We start from the raw sequence: 18,442 nt of genomic DNA on the forward strand, positions 1-18,442 counted from the left end.
CGTTCCCGGCCGCCGGACGGCCCGGCGCGCGCAGAGGTCAGCTTGGGGCGATGCGGACGATTCCGTCTTGAACGCTGTTGCGGTACGCGCCGGGCGTGACGCCCATTACGCGGCGGAACCAGCGCGTCAGGTGGGCTTGGTCGGCGAAGCCCACGTGGGCGGCCGCCTGTGCGGGACGGTGCCCCGCGTCCAGCAGCGCACGGGCGCGGGAGACCCGGTACTGGGCGAGCCACGCGTACGGCGGCATTCCCGTGGCGTCGCGGAACGCGCGTAGGAGGCGGTAGCGCGACATGCCCATCTCGGCGGCCAGTTCCGCGAGCGTGGGAGGGTTCGTCAGCTCGTCGGCCAGGCGTTGGGCGACCGTTTGGGCGATGTCGCGTCCGGCTGAGGGTGTGCCACGGTCGGGGGCGAAGACGGCGTGCCTGTGGACGAGCGTGCCCAGCACCCACAGCAACCGCGATTCGGCCTCCAGCACGTCCAACGCCCTGGGGCGGGTCAGGGCGCGGTGGGCGAGCCCAAGCTCTCGGGCGAGTTGCGCGTCCTGGATGACCGGAGTGGGGAAGCGTGGCAGGGTGCCGGGGCGGCGGGCGTCCTCCGACACCAGATCGGCCGCCGGGTACAGCACACGGTAGGCGAAGCCCTCGGTGCCTGCGGGACCGCCGGTGTGGGTCTCGCCGGGCTCCAGGACGACCAGCGCCCCTGGGCCCGCGTAGAGACGGCCGCCCCGGTACTGGATGACCTCCAGGCCGTCCGTGCAGACGCCGATCGCGTACTCGGCGTGGGTGTGCGGCGCGTAGTGACGCCGTCCTATGCGGGCGGTCAACAGGTCCAGGGACGCGCCCCGGATGCCGTTGACGCGCGTCCAGACGGCCTTGTCCCGCGCCGCCGGTGGGCCCGGGAGCGGGCGATGTGTCGTGTCAGGCGGGGAAGACATGCCGGAGCCGCCAGCGGTCGGCGTCACGGCCCAGCTCCGCGACCGCAACACCTTCGGCGCTGTTGACTCGCACCCGGTAGACCGTGCCGTGCGGGGGCGCCGCGTAGGTCTTCAGGACCGCGGCCACGGCGTAGCGGGCCCCCCGCCATTCGTACGCGGTGAGCCGTCCGGAGGCGTCGTGCTCGGCGCGGATCGGCTCGTTGAGAAGCTGCCCCATGGTTCCGCGAGCCTAGCACCGTTCGAACGTATGTTCGCAGGTTGGAGGCCGCGTGGGACGACTCCGAGAGGGCCCGGATCGGCGTCCCCGCAGGGCCTGTGGGCCCGTGCGGCACTCGCGGAGATTTTACGTGTCCGGATGCGGCCCGGCCGCGAACCGCCACACCGCCGCGCGCCGCGCGCCAGGGCGCCGGGAGCGGAGTTGACTTCATGTGCACATGAAGTCGCAGCATGCCCGGCATGTCCATCGACGCACTCATCGCGCGGCTCGACGCGTTCGACGCCGACCCGGCCGCGGTCCGGCTGCGCATCCGTTCCTACGAGCTCCTCGGCGACCCCGGCGGCCTGGTGGCCGACGTGGGATGCGGCGCGGGCCGGGCCGTGGCCGAACTGGCCGACCGGGGCGTGCACGCGGTCGGCGTCGACGTCAGCGAGCAGATGATCGAGCTGGCCCGGCGCCGCTGGCCCGGCGCCGACTTCCGGATCGGCGGCGCCGGCGAACTGCCGTTCGGCGACGGCGCGCTCGCCGGGTACCGCGCGGACAAGGTGCTCCACGAGCTGGCCGACCCGGCGCGCGCCCTGGCAGAGGCGCGGCGGGTGCTCGCCCCCGGCGGACGCGTCGTCCTGGTCGCCCAGGACTGGGACACGTTCGTGCTCGACTCGTCCGCCCCCGAGCTCACCAGGCGCATCGTGCACGCCCGCGCCGACCAGATCCCCTCCCCGCGTGTGGCCCGCGCGCACCGCTCCCTGCTGCTGGACGCCGGGTTCGTGGACGTGGCGGTCGAGGTGCACACGGGCGTCTTCACCGGCCGGACGGCCGAGCCGATGCTGGGGGCGCTGGCGGCCGCGGCCGAGGCGGCCTGCGCGTCCGGCGCGGTGACGCGCGCGGAGGCGGACGGCTGGCTGGCCGAGCAGCGCGACCGCGTCCGCTCTGACCGTTTCCTCCTGGCCGTGCCGATGTTCGTGGCCGCCGCGACCCGCCCGCCCGCCACCACCTAGCACACCTGTGAATATCAACAGGCTGTGGATAACTTCGTGCACACGCTCCGACCGGTGTGCACGCGCACCTGGACGCCTTGCCTCCACACGGAAATCCCCAGCGGACAGGGCTTTCCGCAGCCCGTGGAGCGAGTTTTGCACAATCGTCCCAGCCAAACGATCACCTGTGGACATTCCCCAGGCGTCCACAGCCTGTGGATAACCATGGTGCACAACCTGGGGGTGAGCGGCGGGGTGATGGTCCACCGCTCATCCCCACCTCCACCCCCAACCTCCGGACCGCTTATCCACTTGGTGGATAACGCGCTGACCAGGCGACACAGACGAGATGATCACGCACCGCACCCGTCCATTCACAATCTGTGGATAAATCGTCTCCACAGTGCCGCCGGACAGGTGGATGACGTCACCCACCGTCTGTCCCCAGGACAGTCCCCAGGCACGGGCGGGTGTGGAGGACACGATCCCGGCAGGACGCACCCCGGTTCCACGCGACACACCGTCAGCGCGCGGGGGTGTTGTTTCTCAGAGGTCGTCCAGGTTCACGGCGGCGGCGATGGCGAGGGCGCCCGCGTCGTTGGGGTGCAGGCCGTCCATGAACACGTAGCCGGGAAGCGGCCGTTGCGGGTCCGCCGGGTCGGCCATGACGCGGTCCACGTCCAGCACCGCGTCGTACTCGCCGCTGGTGCGCATCCACTCGTTGACCTGCCGGCGAACCTTCTCCGCCTCCTGGCTCCAGATCGGGAACAGCGCGCCCTTCATCGGCAGGATCGTCGCGCCGATCGCCTTGATCCCGTGGGCGTGCGCCTCCCGGATCAACCGGCGATGGCCGTCGATCAGTTCCTCCGCGCTCACCTTCGGATTCGGCCGGACGCACGGGTCGTCCACCTGCGGAGCCCCGATGTCGTTGGCGCCCAGATGCACGATCACCGCGCGGACGCCGGGACGGCCGAGCACGTCGCGACGGAAGCGGCCGACGCCGCTCTGCCCGCCGCACGCCGAGTCGCGCAGCAGCTTGCCGGTGCCGACCCCCGCGTTGACGACGCCGAACGGGCGGCGCGCCGCGGCCAGCCGCTCGGCCAGGCCGTCGGGGAGGCGGCGGTCGGCGCCCGAGGTCGTGCCCACCCCGTCCACGAGCGAGTCGCCGAGGACGACCACCGTCCGCCGCCCGGCCCTGCCGCCGTCCACATCGATGCCGCTCAGGAAGTACCAGGAGCCCGTGGACGCGCCGAACGCCTCCGCGCCGACGTCCGACAGGTGGTCGCCGTCCGCCCGGTAGGTGGAGTCGAGGGCGAAGCGGTGGAAGGTGGCCGGGCCGGTGGCGCCGGTGAACCGCAGGTTCACCGTCAGCCGTTCCAGCGGCGACGTGCGCAGGGGCACCGCGTCGCTGACCGCCTCCCGCCCGGGCGGGATCACCGTGCCGGGGGCGCCGCCGAACGTCACCTTCCGCAGGCTGTCCGGCCACACCAGGGCGCCGCCCGCCGACCTGCCCACCGTCGCGCCGTCCACCCGCAGCGGCTTGGTGCCGAACACGTTGGACAGGCGGACGCGCATCCGCGTCCCGCCCACGCCGACCCGCACGACCTGCCGGACGGTCTGGTTCCGGAAGCCCTCCTTCGACCAGTTCTGCCCGGAGTCCTCATCGCCCGCCACCGGGGGCTGCACGGCCGCGCCCCAGCCCCCCACCCAGGTCGTGGCGTTGGACTTGGTGACGCCGGCCCATGCCGCCGCCACCGCCGGACGGGACGGCGAGGTGTGCACCATCCCCGCGACGAGCGCCAGACCGACGACGCTGCCCAGCGTTATCTGCACGCCCCGGGCGGGTGAGTTCAGGATTCGCATGCGTCCGAGCCTTCCGGCCGGAAGGCTGGGGCACAGCGGGGCTGCCTCCCCGCCCGGGGGTGCGGTTTCCCCCACCATGGCGTCAACGCCGGACGCGGCTGCGCGGCGGAACCTTCCCCGGAGGCGGGCGGTTCCTTCTGCCACCGACACATCTTCCACAGGTTGTGGATAACTCGCCCGGCAGCACCTGAGCAGGGACGACGCGGATGGATCGCGATCTTGTAGGAGGCGTCGTCCCCAGGCCGGCGAGCGCGGCCATGATCGCAGACCGCCTCGAACGCCGCCTACGATGCGAAGGTGAGCGACGCGGGCGGCGGGCGACCTGGGGACACCGAGGCGGAACTCAGCAGCCTGATCACCGCTGTGCAGGACGGCCGGGACGCCACGGCATGGGATCTCGTGCGACGCCTGACCGACAGCGGCACCGACCCCGACGCGGCGCTCAGCGCGTTGTTCATCGCCGAACCCCGAACCTGGCTGCGGCTCGACACCGCACTGCGCGCCTGGCACGCCTACACGGGCGCCGCCAGGGCCAAGCCTCCCGTGGACGCCAACGCGCTGGACGTGCTCATCGCGGCCTGTTCCAACGATGGACGCGTCCGTCAGGCCGCCCTCGCCACCACCGCCATGCGCACCGACACCCGCCTGTGGCCGATTCTGGTGATTCGTACGGCCGACTGGGCCGCGCCCGTCCGGAACGACGCCAGGACCGTCCTGCGGGATGCGCTTGCCGCCACCTACGGCAGCCCCTACAACGTCGCGCTGCTCAAGGCGATCGACGTGGCCCTGCGGATACGCGAACAGCACCGTGCCGACGCTGCCATGGCGCTGGTGACCGAGGCCGTACGCAACAGCCCGCCGGAGGTGCTGGCCGCCGCACGTGAATCCCGGAGCCTGCCCGCGCGGCGATGGGCCTATCGGCTGTGGCTGGACGGCACGGTTCCCTTGGACACGCTCGTCGACGCCGCCTTGCGGGAGACCGAGATCGTCTGCCGCATGCTGTGCGCCGAAGCGGCCGCTGAGCGCGCTCTGGCAGAGGGAAACGCCCAGCCGCTGGAACGAATGCTCACTTCGCGCAACGAACGCGTACGGGCAGAGACCCTCACCGCATTGGTCAAGCTGGGCCGTGCCGACCGCGGACGGGATTTCCTCACCAGCCGCTCCGCGCTGATGCGGGCCACCGCTCAGTGGGCCGTACGGCAAACGGGGCGCCGACCCAGTGGAGTTGTACCGCTCCGCCCAGGCGTCCCCCGCTGAGCTGCCGGGGCTGGTGGCGGGCCTGGGCGAGTGCGGGGACGCGCGGGACGTCGAACGAGTGCGCCCCTACCTGCGTCACGAACGTCCACGGGTGCGAGCCGCCGCCGTCCGCGCCTTCCACCGGCTCGGCGGGCCGGACGAAGAGGTCGCGGCGTTGCTGACGGATCCGTCCCCGGCCGTGGTCCGCGCGGTGACACGGCGGCGGGTGACCGCCCTGCCCCTGGAACGGCTCCAAGAGCTGCTGGCCGATGCCGCACAGCCGCGTCACGTCCGCCAGGGCGCGTTCCACCTGGTGAAGACCCACGGCGCCTGGGCTCGGGTCGAGGCCGACCTTCTGCTGCTCGCCTCCGATGACCCGGCCCTGGGGCAGCTCGCCCGCACGGATCTGCTGGCGTGGGTGTACGGGGATTCCGCCACCGTTTACACGACGCCGTCCCCGCGAACACGCGAACGGCTGCGCGCACTCGCCGACCAGGCCGGGCCGCGCCTCGGCGACGACGGGCTGCGCCGGCTGCGCTGGCTCCTCGGCCACGACCGCCCCTGACCGCCGGGCACAACCCGGCAGCCCTCCCGGCACCGCGCGAGCGGACGGCCGATTCCGGCAAGGCGCACATGGGTTCGAGACCCGTCGGGAAGGATCTTCGCCAAGCGCCGAAAACAACCCCGGAACGGCCATGCACGCCATTTCAAAAGGTCCGGTGAACCACACATCACACCGGTTCGTCGGAATACCACAGAGGTCCATTTCCCCAGAACTCGACCTATGAGAAGGTGATCACACCGCCATTCGCCTAGGCTCGCGACAGGACCGGCGGTCGAAGCCGTGAACGCCGGTACGCCCACCCCCCGAAGGCCGACCATGGAACCGCGGCACCACACGATCTTCTGCGTCGACATGGTGGACTCCACCAAGAGGCCCACCGACTGGCATCGGCGCGTGGCGCGGGACGGCATGTACCGGGCGCTGCGCCGGGCGTTCGTGCGGGCCCGGCTGCCCTGGTACCTGCCCTGGCGGCGGCACCGCGAGGACCGCGGGGACGGCGCGCTCATCCTGGTCTCCGCGTCGGTGCCGACCGCGCGGGCGCTGCAGGCGCTGCCGCACCTGGCCCGCGAGCTGGCGGCGCACAACGCCACCACCAACGCCGGCGCGCACATCCGGCTGCGGGTCGTCCTGCACGCCGGAGAGGTGGGCCACGACCCCCACGGGGTGTCCGGCAAGGCGGTCGACGACGCTTTCCGGCTGCTGGAGGCGCCGGAATTCAAGGCGGTGGCGCGTGAAACGGACGCCGCCGTGAGCGTCATCGTCTCCGATTCGTTCTACAACGGCGTCGTCAAACAGGGCGGTCCGCACAACGATCCGGGCGATTACCGGCCGCTGACGGCGTCGGTGCGGCAGGACCGGCCCGCGCGGGCGTGGACGAGGTCGTTTCCCGCGCCGCGGCTGCGCGTCCGCGTCACGGGCCTGTCGGCGCCGCGCCGTCTCGGCGGCGTCGTGGCGGTGGGCGTGGTGACGCTGGCGCTGCTGAGCCTGGTGCCGGGGGAGTCGCGGCCGCTGTTCTGCGACCGTCCGCCGGTGCAGGTCCGGGTGCGGGTGTCCGCCGAGAAGGCCGACGTCGTCCAGGCGCTGACCCAGGATTTCGAGAGCCGCCGCCGGCGCGAGGCGAGCGGCTGCCGGGCGGCCGACATCAACGTGGTGACGGCGTCCAACGCGGGCGGCATCGAGGAGTCGATCAGGCAGGGCTGGCTGACGCGCAGCCCGGCCCAGGCGGCCGTCGAGCAGGCGGCGGCGACGGCGCAGGCCACCGGCGGTGAGGTGTCCGACGAGGCGGACGTGTGGCTGCCCGACTCCTCCCTGGAGGTCGAGCAGTTGCGGGAGGTGCTGCGCGCCCAGCGGATCGGCACGGTCACGCTGGGCGTCAGGGGGTCGGTCACCGGATCGCGCCTGGTGGTGGGCGTGCCCCGGCCCATGGCCGACGAGCTCGGCCTGACCGGACGCCAGTACCGGGACCTGTCCTGGGACGAGGTGCTGGCATGGCCGCAGCACGGCTACCTGTTCGGCCGGGCCAGCCCCCGCACGTCCAGCACGGGCCTGGCGGCGACGGCCGCGCTGTACCGTGCCGCGCTGGGCCGTGACGTGCTGAACGAGGACACGCTGGGCGGCACGGAGGCGGCCACGCGGCTGCACGCCGTGGAGCAGGCCGTCGCCCGCGACGACGACGAGCCGGAGCGGCTGCTGTGCGCGGTGCGCACGTCCCCCGCCGGCAGCGACCTGCACGACAGGACGGCGGTGCTGGTCTCGCAGAAGGCGCTGATCGACTACCGTTCGGGCGGCTCGCTGGGCGGCCGCTGCCCGCTGCCGTCCGGCGCCGCCCAGCCCGACCTGCTGACGTTCGTGGTCCAGGCGGAGACCCCCCTGTTCGACCACCCGTACGTCGTGATCAACCGGACACCGCAGGCGAGCCCCGAGCGGCGGCGGGTCATCGACGAGCTGTACCGGTTCCTGCTCACGCCCGAGGCGCAGCAGCGGTTCCGCGACGCCGGGTTCCACGACGTGAAGGGGCAGCTCCCGCTGCAGGACGTGGTGGTGACGCCGCGGCTGCTGGACCTCACCGGGAAGATCCACTACGGGCCGCTGCTGGAGGCGTGGGACCGCGTCCGCAGGTCCGCCGACGTGCTGATGGCGGTGGACGTGTCGCGGGCGATGGACGCCTCGTTCCCCGACGCCGGCGGCACCCGGCTGGCGGCCGCCGAGGACGCGATCACGCGGTCGCGGCGGCTCATGGGCGGACGCGACCAGATCGCGCTGTGGACGTTCGCCCGCGACCTGGACGGCCGCCGCGACCACCGCTCGGTGGTGCCGCTCGGGCCGCCCGACCGTGCGCAGAACGACCGGCTGAACAGGGTCCGGCTGGACACGGGCGGTCGCGGCACCGTCCTGTACGACCCCGTCCGCCAGGCCGTGCGGGAGCTGCGGCGGTCCGGCGGCGACGGGCGGGGGCGCAAGCCCGCCGACGCGCCCACCAAGGCCCTGATCGTGATCGCCGACGGCACCGACGACGGCGGCGACGACCAGGCGCGGGCCGACCGGCTGCGCGCCGAGCTGCTGGACGGCGTCCCCGTCCGCCTCTACGTCCTGGCGTTCCACAGCGGCGGCTGCGAGAACGGCCTGGACCGGGTCGCGCAGGCGGGCGGCGGCGCGTGCTACCCGATCAACGACATGACCGCCATGCGCAAGGCGCTCGACGGCGTGGCGGCCGGGCTGTGGGGCAATCCCCGGCGGTCCACGTGAGGCCCGGCCGCGTGTCCCGCCCACGCGCGGCGCGCGGCCGACGACGAGGGAGTCGCGATGGAACTGGCTTCGCCGGCGCTCCGCCGGGCCGTGTCGGCGGTGGCGGCCGCGTCCGTGGCGGTGACGCTCGCGGCGGCGTGCACGTCCGCTGGGCAGGACGACGAGGACGCCGACGGGGTGGGCCGCATCGTCTTCGCCGACAGCCACGACACCACCCGCGGCCGCCAGATCAAACGGCTGGTCGACGCCTGGAACGGCCGCCACCCCGACGAGCGCGTCGAGATGGTGGAGCTGCCGGAGAACTCCGACGACCAGCGGGCCCAGCTCGTCGCGCACGCCCAGGACGCGGCCGCCGCGCGGGAACGGGAGGCCGGCGGGGAGGCGGCCGCGGCGACGGGCGCCGACGCCTGCTACGACGTCGTCTCCATCGACATCATCCGCACGGCCGAATTCGCCCGCTGGGGCTACATCGTGCCGCTCGACCGCGACGAATTCGAGGCCGACGCCTTCCTGGCCAGGCCCATCGAAGGCGCCAGCTACCGGGGCGGGCTGTGGGCGATTCCGCTGCGTGCGGATGTCGGGCTGCTGTATTACCGCAAGGACGTGCTCGACCAGGCCGGTGAACACGTCCCCGCCACCTGGGAGGAACTGCACAGGACGGCCCTCAGAGTGGCGCCCGCGAACAAGCTGGCGGGTTATGTCACCCAGCTGGGGGCCTACGAGGGATTCACCGTGAACGCCATGGAGGCGTTCTGGGACACGGGCGGGGAGATCCTCGGCCCCAAAGGCGAGATCCTCACCAGGCCGGACGCGCTGCGGGACGGAATCGACCGGCTCCACCAGGGCATTTCCGAGGGCTGGATTCCGCGGGAGACGCTGTCGTTCAACGAGGAGGGCAGCCGGGCGGCGTTCCAGGACGGCACGGCGCTGTTCATGCGCAACTGGACGTACGCCTACCAGGTGCTGAACTCCAGCGGCTCGCGCGTCGCCGGCAGATTCGGGGTGGCGCCGCTGCCGACGCCCTCGTCACTGGGCGGCTGGAACCTGGCGTTGTCGCGCTGCTCGCGGCACCGCGACACGGCCCGGCGGTTCATGCGGTTCCTCACCGGCCCGGAGAGCCAGCGGACCCTTTTCAGCCAGGCCGGGGTCGCCCCGACCCGCAAGGCGCTCTACGACGACGCCGCGCTGCGGAGCGCGTATCCGCATCTGGCGATCATGCGGGAGGGAATCGAAGGGGCCCGCACCCGTCCGGTCACGCCCTATTACGACCAGGTGTCCAGCCTCATCCAGACGCATCTGCGCCGGGCGCTGGTCGAGCCCGGCACCATGAACCGCGAATGGGTCGCCGTCAGGGACCGTGAACTGAGAATCCTCAACGAGCAGATGCGCACGGCCGCGGACGGCCGGTGACGTTCGGGGCGGCCCTTTCGGGCCCTTCCGCCACGGGTGCGAGAGGATGGAGGGCATGGGACAGGTCACTGCCACCGCCGAGAAGACGGTCAAGGCGAGCCCGCAGCGGGTGCTGGAGGCGATCGGCGACTACGACGGCGTACGTTCGAGAACGCTCACCGAGCACTTCAGCGAGTACGAGGTGCGCGAGGGCGGTAAGGGCGACGGCACGGTGGTGCACTGGAAGCTGGCCGCCACCAGCAAGCGCGTCCGCGACTGCCTGATGTCGGTCAGCGTCCCCGACGAGAACACGCTCGTCGAACGCGACGCCAACTCGTCCATGGTCACCACCTGGACGGTCTCCCCCGCCGGTGACGGCACGCGCGTGCGCATCACCACCACCTGGAGCGGGGCGAGCGGCATCGGCGGGTTCTTCGAACGCACCTTCGCGCCCCGCGGCCTGCAGCGCATCTACGACGAGCAGCTCGCCAAGCTCGAATCCGAGCTCGCCGGATGACGCGCGCCGCCGAGAACGCGGCAGGCGACGACGCGGCGGCGGGGGAGCGGTACCGGCGCCATACGGCGCGCGTGCTGCTGGTGGACGACGCCGAGCGCATCCTGCTGTTCCGTTTCATGCGCGTGGGGGGCAGGCCCGACCTCGGCTACTGCTGGATCACGCCGGGCGGCGGCATCGACGACGGCGAGACCCTGCGCGAGGCGGCCGCCCGCGAACTGCGCGAGGAGACCGGCCTGGTCGTCGCGCCGGGCGAACTCGGCCCGTACGTCGCGGTCACGTCCGGCTACGCCGACCTGGGGTGGGCGAAGGGCCTGTTCCGGGAGGACTTCTTCCTGCACCGCACGGCCGCCTACGAGATCGACACGTCCGGGTTCGAGACCCTGGAACGCGACCAGATCACCGAGCACCGCTGGTGGACGCTGGACGAGCTGCGGTCGGCCGACGAGCCCGTCTACCCGCTCGGCCTGGCGCCCCTGCTCGTCGACCTGCTCGCCGGACGCGTCCCCGACGAGCCCGTGCGTCTCCCCTGGCACCACTGAGCAGCCGGCTTCGCGAATCGGATTTTTCTGGACGACCATCCAACTCTTGGGGTGGACTGGTCGTCAATTTCTGTGCCGGCCCCCGGCAACGCCCTGGTGCGCGCGTTCGAGGCTGGGTGGCCGTCCGGCCGTTGGCGCCGGAGTCACGGATCATGGTCGCGTCGTCGCTCCCTGCGACACGAGCTGGTGAGAAGAGGAACAGTTGAACACCGAGGGTGGGCGTCCCGAAGAACCTCGTCATCCTTCCGAGCAGGGGTCCTGGGCCGACCCCGCCGCGGGCCGGCCCGCAGCTGGTCAGGGCCAGGGGCAGCCTCCGTCCGCACACCCCCCGGGCCAGCCGCCAGGTATGGCCCAACCACCCGGCCAGCCGCCGGCAGGTCAGCCGTCCGGCCAGCCGCCGGCCTGGGCCGGGCAACCGGGCCGGCCGCCGGAGACGCCTGGGCAGGGGTACGGAGGGCCGCCGCCCGTTCCGCCCGGCGGTCCGACCGTGCCGCCCGGCGGCCACGCCGTGGCGCCCGGCGGTCCGACCATGCCGCCCGGTGGCATGGGGCCGGGGCAGATGCCCACGATGCCCTCCCCCGGTTTCCCCGGCCAACCGCCGCAGCCCGCGCCGCGCAAGAACGGGCGCCTGATCGCGCTGCTGGCGGCCGGTGGCGTCGTGGCCGTGGTCCTGCTGGCGACGGTCGCCGTGGTGGTCGTGCGGAACGCGAGCGACGAACCGAGCGGCCCCGTCGCGGCCGAGCACTGCATCGACAAGCGGCTGGATCTGAGCGGTAAGTCCAGCACCCTGCAGACCGTGCCGTCCGCCCTGCGGGTCGGCTGCAAGTCCGACGAGGCGAAGGGCCGGGTCACCAAGGTGCTGCGCACCGGCCAGGGCACCTTCGGCGGTTTCAACTTCTCGGCCGAAGGGTGCCCGGACGATTCCGATGGCGGTGCCCGCGTCCGGGTGTCGGCCAAGGAGACCCAGTACTGGGACGTCTGCGTGCGCAACCTCAAGGGCCCGCACCCCGGTGATCCCGGCATGGGCGGCGGGCAGCTCGGCCCCGGCGACTGCATCAGCAACAGCATCGCCTTCAACCGCGAGGTGCCGTGCTCGTCGGCGGACTGGTACGGCAAGGTCATCGCGCGGGTGGCGACGGAGGCGCAGTGCCCCGCGCCGCGCACCATGGAGACCGCCAAGTTCACCAGCTCGTCCGAGCGGCGTCCCGTCCTGTGCCTGGGCGCGGGCGGCGCGGTGCTCGGCCCGGGCGACTGCATCAAGGACCCGACGTACAGCTTCCGCGGCCCGGAGAAGGTCGAATGCGGCGGCTCCGAGGCCGTCGGCAAGGTCACCGGCCGCGTCCGCACGCAGAGCGAGTGCCCGGCGGGGTCCGACAAGTACATGGAGGCCAAGGAGGCCTACCTGCCGATCCTGTGCCTGAAGCAGCTCAAGCCCACCCTCAGGGAGCAGCTCGGCAACCTCGGCCGCACCTGACCGGCCGCCGCACCCGACCGGCCGGTCAGCTGTCGTAGTCGATCGTGAGGCGGTCGGTGGCGGGGGTGGCCTGGCAGGTCAGGACGAACCCGGCGGCGAGTTCGGACGGTTCGAGGGCGAAGTTGCGGCGCATGTCGGCCCGCCCGTCGACGACGCGGGCGCGGCAGGTGCCGCACACACCGCCCTTGCACGCGAACGGCAGGTCGGGGCGCACCCGCTGGGCGGCGTCGAGGACGGTCGCGTCCCGGGGCTGCGTCACGGTGGTGGCGCGGCCGTCCAGGACGATCGTCACCTCGGTGGCGGGCCCGGCCCCCTCCGGCGGCCGTTCGTCCGGGTGGCGGACGGGTTCGGGCGGCACGTCGTCCACGTGGAACAGCTCCTGGTGGACGCGGTCGTCCGGCACGCCGAGGCCCGCCAGCACGGCCCGCGCGTCGGTGACCATGCCGAACGGGCCGCACAGCCACCAGTGGTCGACGTCGCGGACGGGCAGCAGCAGCGGCAGCAGGGCGCGCAGCCGGGCCGCGTCCAGCCTGCCGCTGAACAGCTCGGCCTCGCGCGGCTCCCGCGACAGCACGTGCACCAGCTCGAACCGGTCGGGGTGGGCGTCCTTCAGGTCGGCCAGCTCGTCGGCGAACATGACCGTGTCGCTGCGCCGGTTGCCGTACAGCAGCGAGACCCGGGACTCCGGGTCGCGCAGCGCGGACGCGGCGATCGACAGCACCGGCGTGATCCCCGACCCGGCGGCGATCAGCACATGGTGGGCGGGCCGCCCGAGGTCGGGCGTGAACCCGCCGGACGGCGGCAGCACCTCGACCAGATCGCCCGGCCGCACCTGGTGGACCAGCCAGGACGACAGCGCTCCCCCGGGGATCTCGCGGACGCCGATGCGCGGGGCGGCTCCCGCCGGGGCGCAGATGGAGTACGAGCGCCGTTCCTCGCGTCCGTCGACGACGCGGCGCAGGGTGAGGAACTGGCCGGGCCGGAAGGCGTACTCGTCCGCGAGCGCGTCCGGCACCTCGAAGGAGACGGCGACCGCGTCCCGGCACAGCCGCTCGACCTCGGTGACGCGCAGGGCGTGGAAGGCGGCGCGGCGGCGGCGCGGTCCGGAGGCGGGGGCGGGCGCGGTGTCGAGCGCGGTCACGGCTCAGATCTCCTTGAAGTGCTCGAACGGTTCCCGGCAGGCGCGGCAGCGGCGCAGCGATTTGCAGGCGGTGGGGCCGAACCGCGACAGCTCGTCGGTGTCGGGGGAGCCGCAGCGGGGGCAGCGCACCACGGTGCGGGACGGGCCGAGGGTCAGCGGTATCGGCCCGGACGTGCGGCGGGGCGCCGGGCCCGGGGGAGCGATCCCGGCGTCGGCGAGCTTGCGCCGCCCGGACTCGCTGATCCAGTCGGTGGTCCACGGCGGGCGCAGCACCGTACGGATCTCCACCTGCGCGAAGCCCGCCTCGGCGAGCCGCGCGCGTAGGTCGTCGCGCATGGTCTGCACGGCCGGGCAGCCGGTGTAGGTGGGGGTGATCGTCACCTCCACCCGTCCGGCCGGGTCGACCCGCACGTCGCGCAGAACGCCCAGCTCGTGCAGGGTCAGCATGGGCAGCTCCGGGTCGGTCACCGTCTCGGCGACCGCGCGGGCCTCGGCGGCGCGGGCATCGGCCGCGGCAGGAGCGCGGGCGCCGGTCACCATGTCGCCCGTCACCATGTCGCCCCCGGGTGCGCGCGGGCGACGCTCTGCAGCTCGGCGAGCAGCGCGTGGAACTCCTCCGAGTGAACGCCGTCGCGTCCGCTGCGCCCCGGCTCGTGCGGCGTCCCGGCGGGATCGGGGACGGGCAGGGTGGCCGCCGCGAGTACCTCGGCGATGACCTGGTCGAACTCGGCGCGCACCGTGGACGGGTCGACACCGAGCCCCCGCTCGGCCATCCGCCGCTCCACGTCGTGCGGAGCGAACAGTTCCCCGGTCAGCGGCCAGACGGCGGCCAGGGCGCCGGCCATGCGGCGGCGCGACTCGGCCGTCCCGTCGCCGAGCCGGATCGTCCACATGGCGGCGTGGTCGCGGTGGTAGGCGACCTCCTTGACGCCCTTGGCGGCGACCGCGGCGAGCACGGGGTCGCGGGAGGCGGTAAGCCGGTCCAGCAGCGCCAGCCGCCAGGTGGCGAACACCAGCAGCCGCACGACGCAGAACGCGAAGTCGCCGCGCGGCGCCTCGGCCAGCCGGACGTTGCGGAACTCCCCCGCGTCCCGGAAGAACGCCAGGTCGTCCTCGGTGCGGCCGGTGCCGTCGGCCTGCCCGGCGCGGGTCAGCAGCAGCCGCGCCTGCCCGAGCAGGTCCAGGGCGATGTTGGCGAGCGCGACCTCCTCCTCCAGCTCGGGGGCGTGCGCGCACCACTCCTGCAGCCGGTGCGACATGATCAGCGCGTCGTCACCGAGCATGAGGCAGTACGCGGCCAGGGCGTCGCCGTCGACGCCGTCCGGCACGGCCGTGTCGAGCCCGGCGAGCGGGTCGTGGAAGCCGGTGCCGTACGCCCAGCGGGCGTCGTCGTGGTCCTCGGCGAGCGCGCCGAGCGCGTTGCCGGCCAGGTCGCCGGCCAGGTTGTCGCGCGACATGCGGCCCCTCAGATGTGCGGGACGTTCTCGGGGATCTCGTAGAACGTCGGATGCCGGTAGACCTTGTCGCCGCTGGGGGCGAAGAACGGGTCCTTCTCGTCCGGGCTGGAGGCGGTGATGTGCGCCGCCTCGACCACCCAGATGCTCACGCCCTCGTTGCGGCGCGTGTACAGGTCGCGGGCGTTGCGCAGCGCCATCTCGGGGTCGGCGGCGCGCAGCGACCCGACGTGCACGTGGTTCAGCCCGCGCTTGCCCCGGACGAACACCTCGTACAGGGGCCACTCCGCCCGCACCGCACCGTCGTCCGTCATGCCGCCTCCTCCGCGTGCCGAGACCGCCGTGCCCGTTTGGCCGCGTGGGCGGCGGCCGCCTCCCGCACCCACGCGCCGTCCTCGTGCGCGGCGCGGCGCACCGCGATCCGTTCGGCGTTGCACGGCCCGTCGCCGCCGACGACCCGCCTGAACTCGGCCCAGTCCACCTCGCCGAAGTCGTAGTGGCCGCGTTCGGGGTTCCAGCGCAGCTCGGGGTCGGGCAGGGTGACGCCGAGCGCCTCGGCCTGCGGCACCGTCATGTCGACGAACCGCTGCCGCAGCTCGTCGTTGGTGTGCCGCTTGATCTTCCAGGCCATGGAGCGCGCGGTGTGCCGCGACTCGGCGTCCGGCGGGCCGAACATCATCAGCGACGGCCACCACCAGCGGTTCACCGCGTCCTGCACCATCTCCCGCTGCGCGCCGGTGCCGCGCATCATCGTCATCAGCAGCTCGTAGCCCTGCCGCTGGTGGAAGGACTCCTCCTTGCAGATCCGGATCATCGCCCGCGCGTACGGCCCGTAGGAGCTGCGGCACAGCGGCACCTGGTTGCAGATGGCGGCGCCGTCCACCAGCCAGCCGATCACGCCCACGTCGGCGTACGTCAGCGTCGGATAGTTGAAGATCGAAGAGTACTTCTGCGCGCCGGAGATCAGCCGTTCGGTGAGGTCGGTGCGGTCGGCGCCCAGCGTCTCGGCGGCCGCGTACAGGTACAGGCCGTGCCCGGCCTCGTCCTGCACCTTGGCCAGCAGGATCGCCTTGCGCCGCAGCGACGGCGCCCGGGTGATCCAGGCGCCCTCCGGCTGCATGCCGATGATCTCCGAGTGGGCGTGCTGGGCGATCTGCCGGATCATCGTCGCCCGGTAGGCGTCCGGCATCCAGTCCCGTGGCTCGATCCGCTGGTCGCGGTCGATCGTCCGCTCGAAGTGGCCGGACAGCTCGCCGTCCTCGGCCATCACCCCTCCTTTCCCTCGGGACGCTTGGCCACCAGGGTCAGCACGTCGTACTTGGCGACCGCGACGCCGTCCTGCCGGGTGACCTCGGTGTCCCAGCGGACCTCGCCGTAGTCGGCGCCCTCGCGCGGCGTGATCTGCTTGGCGGTCAGCGTGACGGTCAGCTCGTCGCCGGGGAACGTCGGCGCCAGGAACCGCAGGTTCTCCAGGCCGTAGTTGGCCAGCACCGGGCCGGGTTCGGGGGAGACGAACAGACCCGCCGCGAACGACACGACCAGGTAGCCGTGCGCGACGCGGCCGCCGAAGAACGGGTTGCGCTTGGCGGCCTCCTCGTCCATGTGGGCGTAGAAGGTGTCGCCGGTGAACTCGGCGAAGTGCTCGATGTCCTCCAGCGTCACCGTGCGCGGCCCCGCCACGACCGTGTCGCCGACCCGCAGGTCCTCCAGGTGCTTGCGGAACGGGTGGACGTCCGTGCCGGTGCGCGGCGCCCCGGGCACCCACCGGCCGGTCAGCGCGCTGAGCATGGACGGCCCGGCCTGCACGGCCGTGCGCTGCATGTGGTGCAGGACGCCGCGGACGCCGCCCATCTCCTCGCCGCCCCCGGCGCGTCCCGGCCCGCCGTGCACGAGCATCGGCAGCGGCGAGCCGTGCCCGGTCGACTCGCCGGCGTCCTCGGCGTTCAGCACCAGCAGCCGGCCGTGCGACGACGCCGCGCCCAGCACCACGTGCCGGACGAACCCGGGGTCGGCGCTCACCACCGACCCGGCCAGGCTGCCCCGCCCGCGCGCCGCCAGCTCGACGGCGTGGTCGGCGTCCCGGTACGGCAGCAGCGTGCTGACCGGCCCGAACGCCTCCACCTCGTGCGGCTCGGCGCGCTCGGGGTCGTCGGCGCGCAGCAGGACGGGCGACATGAACGCGCCGCGCTCGGCGTCGGCGTCGACCACCTCGACGCGCTCGGGGTCGCCGAACACGATCCGGCCCGCGTCCGCCAGCGCCTTGAGGCCCCGCCGTACCTCCTCGCGCTGCTCCAGCGTGGCCAGCGCGCCCATCCGCACGTCGGGGTTGGCCGGGTTGCCGACCGTCACCCGGCCGAGCCGCGCCCGCACCGCCTCGGCGACCTCGTCGATCCGGTCGGCGGGCACCAGCGCGCGGCGGATCGCGGTGCACTTCTGGCCCGCCTTCACCGTCATCTCGGCGACCAGCTGCTTGACGAACAGGTCGAACTCCGGTGTGCCGGACGTGGCGTCGGGTCCGAGGATCGAGCAGTTCAGCGAGTCGGCCTCGGCGTTGAACCGCACCGCCCGGCCGACGATCACCGGGTGGGTGCGCAGCAGCCGCGCCGTGGCGGCCGACCCGGTGAACGCCACCAGATCCTGCTCGGTGAGGTGGTCGAGGAGGTCGCCGGGCTCGCCGCACAGCAGCTGCAGCGTGCCCTCGGGCAGGATCCCCGACTCGATGATCAGCTCGACCAGCCGCGCGGTGAGGTAGGCGGTCTGGGGCGCGGGCTTGACCAGGCTCGGCATGCCCGCCAGGAACGCGGGCGCGAACTTCTCCAGCGGCCCCCACACGGGGAAGTTGAACGCGTTGATCTGCACGGCGACGCCCCGCAGCGGCGTGCAGAGGTGCTGGCCGACGAACGTGCCGCCCTTGCCCAGCGGCTCCACGTCGCCCTCCACCAGCACGGTGTCGTTGGGCAGCTCACGCCGGCCCTTGCTCGCGTAGGTGAACAGCACGCCCAGGCCGCCGTCCACGTCGATCTTGGAGTCGGCGAGCGTGGCGCCGGTGCGGGCCGACAGTTCGTACAGCTCCTGGCGGTGCTCGCGCAGGTGGGCGGCGAGCTGCTTGAGCAGCAGGGCGCGCTGGTGGAAGGTCAGCTCGCGCAGCGCGGGCCCGCCGACCCGGCGCCCGTGCTCCAGCGCGGCCGCGCGGTCGACCCCGGTCGCGGAGAACCGGGCGACCTGCTCGCCGGTCACCGCGTCCAGCAGCGGCACGCCCTCGTCCGGCGGCGCCTGCCAGGCCCCCGAAACATAGCTGCGCAACGGAGCCGTCGTGCCCATCGCGGGCCTCCTCACCTCGTCTTCCGACCCGAATAACCGACCGGACGTTCAGTTGGGATAGTAACTCCGG

General features: G+C 73.2%; 17 protein-coding genes. 8 read left to right on the forward strand and 9 right to left on the reverse strand.

Annotated features, from left to right (window positions below; all coding sequences use genetic code 11):
* Positions 1-37: 37 nt before the first annotated feature.
* Together ABD811_RS06290 and ABD811_RS06295 are read right to left on the reverse strand one after the other, a co-directional pair.
* Entirely contained in the window at positions 38-823 is a 786-nt protein-coding gene (locus tag ABD811_RS06290) for a helix-turn-helix transcriptional regulator (protein ID WP_344942163.1), read from the reverse strand.
* Between the two features lie 94 nt (positions 824-917).
* Entirely contained in the window at positions 918-1,151 is a 234-nt protein-coding gene (locus ABD811_RS06295) for a hypothetical protein (RefSeq protein WP_344942166.1), read from the reverse strand.
* Between the two features lie 239 nt (positions 1,152-1,390).
* Here ABD811_RS06295 and ABD811_RS06300 point away from each other — a divergent pair, with 239 nt between their 5' ends.
* Positions 1,391-2,149 (forward strand): methyltransferase domain-containing protein, encoded by a 759-nt coding sequence (locus ABD811_RS06300; protein ID WP_344942168.1) that lies wholly within the window; start codon positions 1,391-1,393, stop codon positions 2,147-2,149.
* 525 nt (positions 2,150-2,674) lie between these two features.
* Here the strand turns inward: ABD811_RS06300 and ABD811_RS06305 are convergent.
* A complete protein-coding gene (locus tag ABD811_RS06305; RefSeq protein WP_344942170.1) occupies positions 2,675-3,991 on the reverse strand; it encodes an SGNH/GDSL hydrolase family protein in 1,317 nt (438 codons plus the stop codon).
* 297 nt (positions 3,992-4,288) lie between these two features.
* On the opposite strand from ABD811_RS06305, the gene ABD811_RS06310 reads away from it, so the two are divergent.
* From ABD811_RS06310 to ABD811_RS06340, 7 genes are all read left to right on the forward strand, one after another.
* The gene (locus tag ABD811_RS06310; protein WP_344942173.1) at positions 4,289-5,248 is read left to right on the forward strand and encodes a hypothetical protein; all 960 of its coding nucleotides are present in this window, start codon (positions 4,289-4,291) and stop codon (positions 5,246-5,248) included.
* Positions 5,211-5,792: a HEAT repeat domain-containing protein gene (locus ABD811_RS06315; RefSeq protein ID WP_344942176.1), complete on the forward strand. Its 582-nt coding sequence runs from the start codon at positions 5,211-5,213 to the stop codon at positions 5,790-5,792. The genes ABD811_RS06310 and ABD811_RS06315 overlap by 38 nt, the downstream gene beginning before the upstream one ends.
* 315 nt (positions 5,793-6,107) lie before the next feature.
* Positions 6,108-8,537, forward strand: coding sequence for a vWA domain-containing protein (locus tag ABD811_RS06320; RefSeq protein ID WP_344942179.1), 2,430 nt, complete (start codon positions 6,108-6,110; stop codon positions 8,535-8,537).
* Positions 8,538-8,594: 57 nt separating this feature from the next.
* Positions 8,595-9,947, forward strand: a complete 1,353-nt coding sequence (locus ABD811_RS06325; protein WP_344942182.1) for an ABC transporter substrate-binding protein — start codon at positions 8,595-8,597, stop codon at positions 9,945-9,947.
* Positions 9,948-10,002: 55 nt separating this feature from the next.
* Positions 10,003-10,443, forward strand: coding sequence for an SRPBCC family protein (locus ABD811_RS06330; protein WP_344942185.1), 441 nt, complete (start codon positions 10,003-10,005; stop codon positions 10,441-10,443).
* Positions 10,440-10,982, forward strand: a complete 543-nt coding sequence (locus ABD811_RS06335; RefSeq protein WP_344942189.1) for an NUDIX hydrolase — start codon at positions 10,440-10,442, stop codon at positions 10,980-10,982. Before ABD811_RS06330 ends, ABD811_RS06335 begins: the two co-directional genes overlap by 4 nt.
* 559 nt (positions 10,983-11,541) lie before the next feature.
* A complete protein-coding gene (locus ABD811_RS06340; protein ID WP_344942192.1) occupies positions 11,542-12,456 on the forward strand; it encodes an LppU/SCO3897 family protein in 915 nt (304 codons plus the stop codon).
* Positions 12,457-12,481: 25 nt separating this feature from the next.
* On the opposite strand, the gene paaE is transcribed toward ABD811_RS06340, so the two are convergent.
* From paaE to paaZ, 6 genes are read right to left on the reverse strand one after another with little or no spacing between them, the layout of a single operon-like run.
* Positions 12,482-13,597 (reverse strand): 1,2-phenylacetyl-CoA epoxidase subunit PaaE, encoded by a 1,116-nt coding sequence (gene paaE, locus ABD811_RS06345; RefSeq protein WP_344942195.1) that lies wholly within the window; start codon positions 13,595-13,597, stop codon positions 12,482-12,484.
* Between the two features lie 3 nt (positions 13,598-13,600).
* Positions 13,601-14,137: a 1,2-phenylacetyl-CoA epoxidase subunit PaaD gene (gene paaD / locus ABD811_RS06350; protein ID WP_425549369.1), complete on the reverse strand. Its 537-nt coding sequence runs from the start codon at positions 14,135-14,137 to the stop codon at positions 13,601-13,603.
* An 8-nt stretch (positions 14,138-14,145) separates the two neighbouring features.
* Positions 14,146-15,039 carry a 1,2-phenylacetyl-CoA epoxidase subunit PaaC gene (gene paaC, locus ABD811_RS06355; RefSeq protein WP_425549370.1) on the reverse strand — a complete coding sequence of 298 codons (894 nt, stop codon included), beginning with the start codon at positions 15,037-15,039 and terminating at the stop codon, positions 14,146-14,148.
* Between the two features lie 23 nt (positions 15,040-15,062).
* Complete coding sequence (gene paaB / locus ABD811_RS06360; protein ID WP_344942203.1) at positions 15,063-15,365, reverse strand: 1,2-phenylacetyl-CoA epoxidase subunit PaaB; 303 nt, start codon at positions 15,363-15,365, stop codon at positions 15,063-15,065.
* The gene (gene paaA, locus ABD811_RS06365) at positions 15,362-16,318 is read right to left on the reverse strand and encodes a 1,2-phenylacetyl-CoA epoxidase subunit PaaA (protein WP_344942206.1); all 957 of its coding nucleotides are present in this window, start codon (positions 16,316-16,318) and stop codon (positions 15,362-15,364) included. Before paaA ends, paaB begins: the two co-directional genes overlap by 4 nt.
* Positions 16,318-18,372 carry a phenylacetic acid degradation bifunctional protein PaaZ gene (gene paaZ, locus ABD811_RS06370; protein WP_344942209.1) on the reverse strand — a complete coding sequence of 685 codons (2,055 nt, stop codon included), beginning with the start codon at positions 18,370-18,372 and terminating at the stop codon, positions 16,318-16,320. The genes paaA and paaZ overlap by 1 nt, the downstream gene beginning before the upstream one ends.
* Between the last annotated feature and the right edge of the window lie 70 nt (positions 18,373-18,442).

Source organism: Actinomadura miaoliensis, from assembly GCF_039536785.1.
In the GTDB taxonomy this organism is placed as follows: Bacteria; Actinomycetota; Actinomycetes; order Streptosporangiales; family Streptosporangiaceae; genus Spirillospora; species Spirillospora miaoliensis.

Excerpts from the sequence above, each read along its gene's own strand:
- ABD811_RS06295 (WP_344942166.1), bottom strand. The coding sequence starts at position 1,151 with ATGGGGCAGCTTCTCAACGAGCCGATCCGCGCCGAGCACGACGCCTCC.
- ABD811_RS06300 (WP_344942168.1), top strand. The coding sequence starts at position 1,391 with ATGTCCATCGACGCACTCATCGCGCGGCTCGACGCGTTCGACGCCGAC.
- ABD811_RS06305 (WP_344942170.1), bottom strand. The coding sequence starts at position 3,991 with ATGCGAATCCTGAACTCACCCGCCCGGGGCGTGCAGATAACGCTGGGC.
- ABD811_RS06320 (WP_344942179.1), top strand. The coding sequence starts at position 6,108 with ATGGAACCGCGGCACCACACGATCTTCTGCGTCGACATGGTGGACTCC.
- ABD811_RS06325 (WP_344942182.1), top strand. The coding sequence starts at position 8,595 with ATGGAACTGGCTTCGCCGGCGCTCCGCCGGGCCGTGTCGGCGGTGGCG.
- ABD811_RS06330 (WP_344942185.1), top strand. The coding sequence starts at position 10,003 with ATGGGACAGGTCACTGCCACCGCCGAGAAGACGGTCAAGGCGAGCCCG.
- ABD811_RS06335 (WP_344942189.1), top strand. The coding sequence starts at position 10,440 with ATGACGCGCGCCGCCGAGAACGCGGCAGGCGACGACGCGGCGGCGGGG.
- ABD811_RS06340 (WP_344942192.1), top strand. The coding sequence starts at position 11,542 with ATGCCCACGATGCCCTCCCCCGGTTTCCCCGGCCAACCGCCGCAGCCC.
- paaD (WP_425549369.1), bottom strand. The coding sequence starts at position 14,137 with ATGGTGACCGGCGCCCGCGCTCCTGCCGCGGCCGATGCCCGCGCCGCC.
- paaB (WP_344942203.1), bottom strand. The coding sequence starts at position 15,365 with ATGACGGACGACGGTGCGGTGCGGGCGGAGTGGCCCCTGTACGAGGTG.
- paaA (WP_344942206.1), bottom strand. The coding sequence starts at position 16,318 with ATGGCCGAGGACGGCGAGCTGTCCGGCCACTTCGAGCGGACGATCGAC.
- paaZ (WP_344942209.1), bottom strand. The coding sequence starts at position 18,372 with ATGGGCACGACGGCTCCGTTGCGCAGCTATGTTTCGGGGGCCTGGCAG.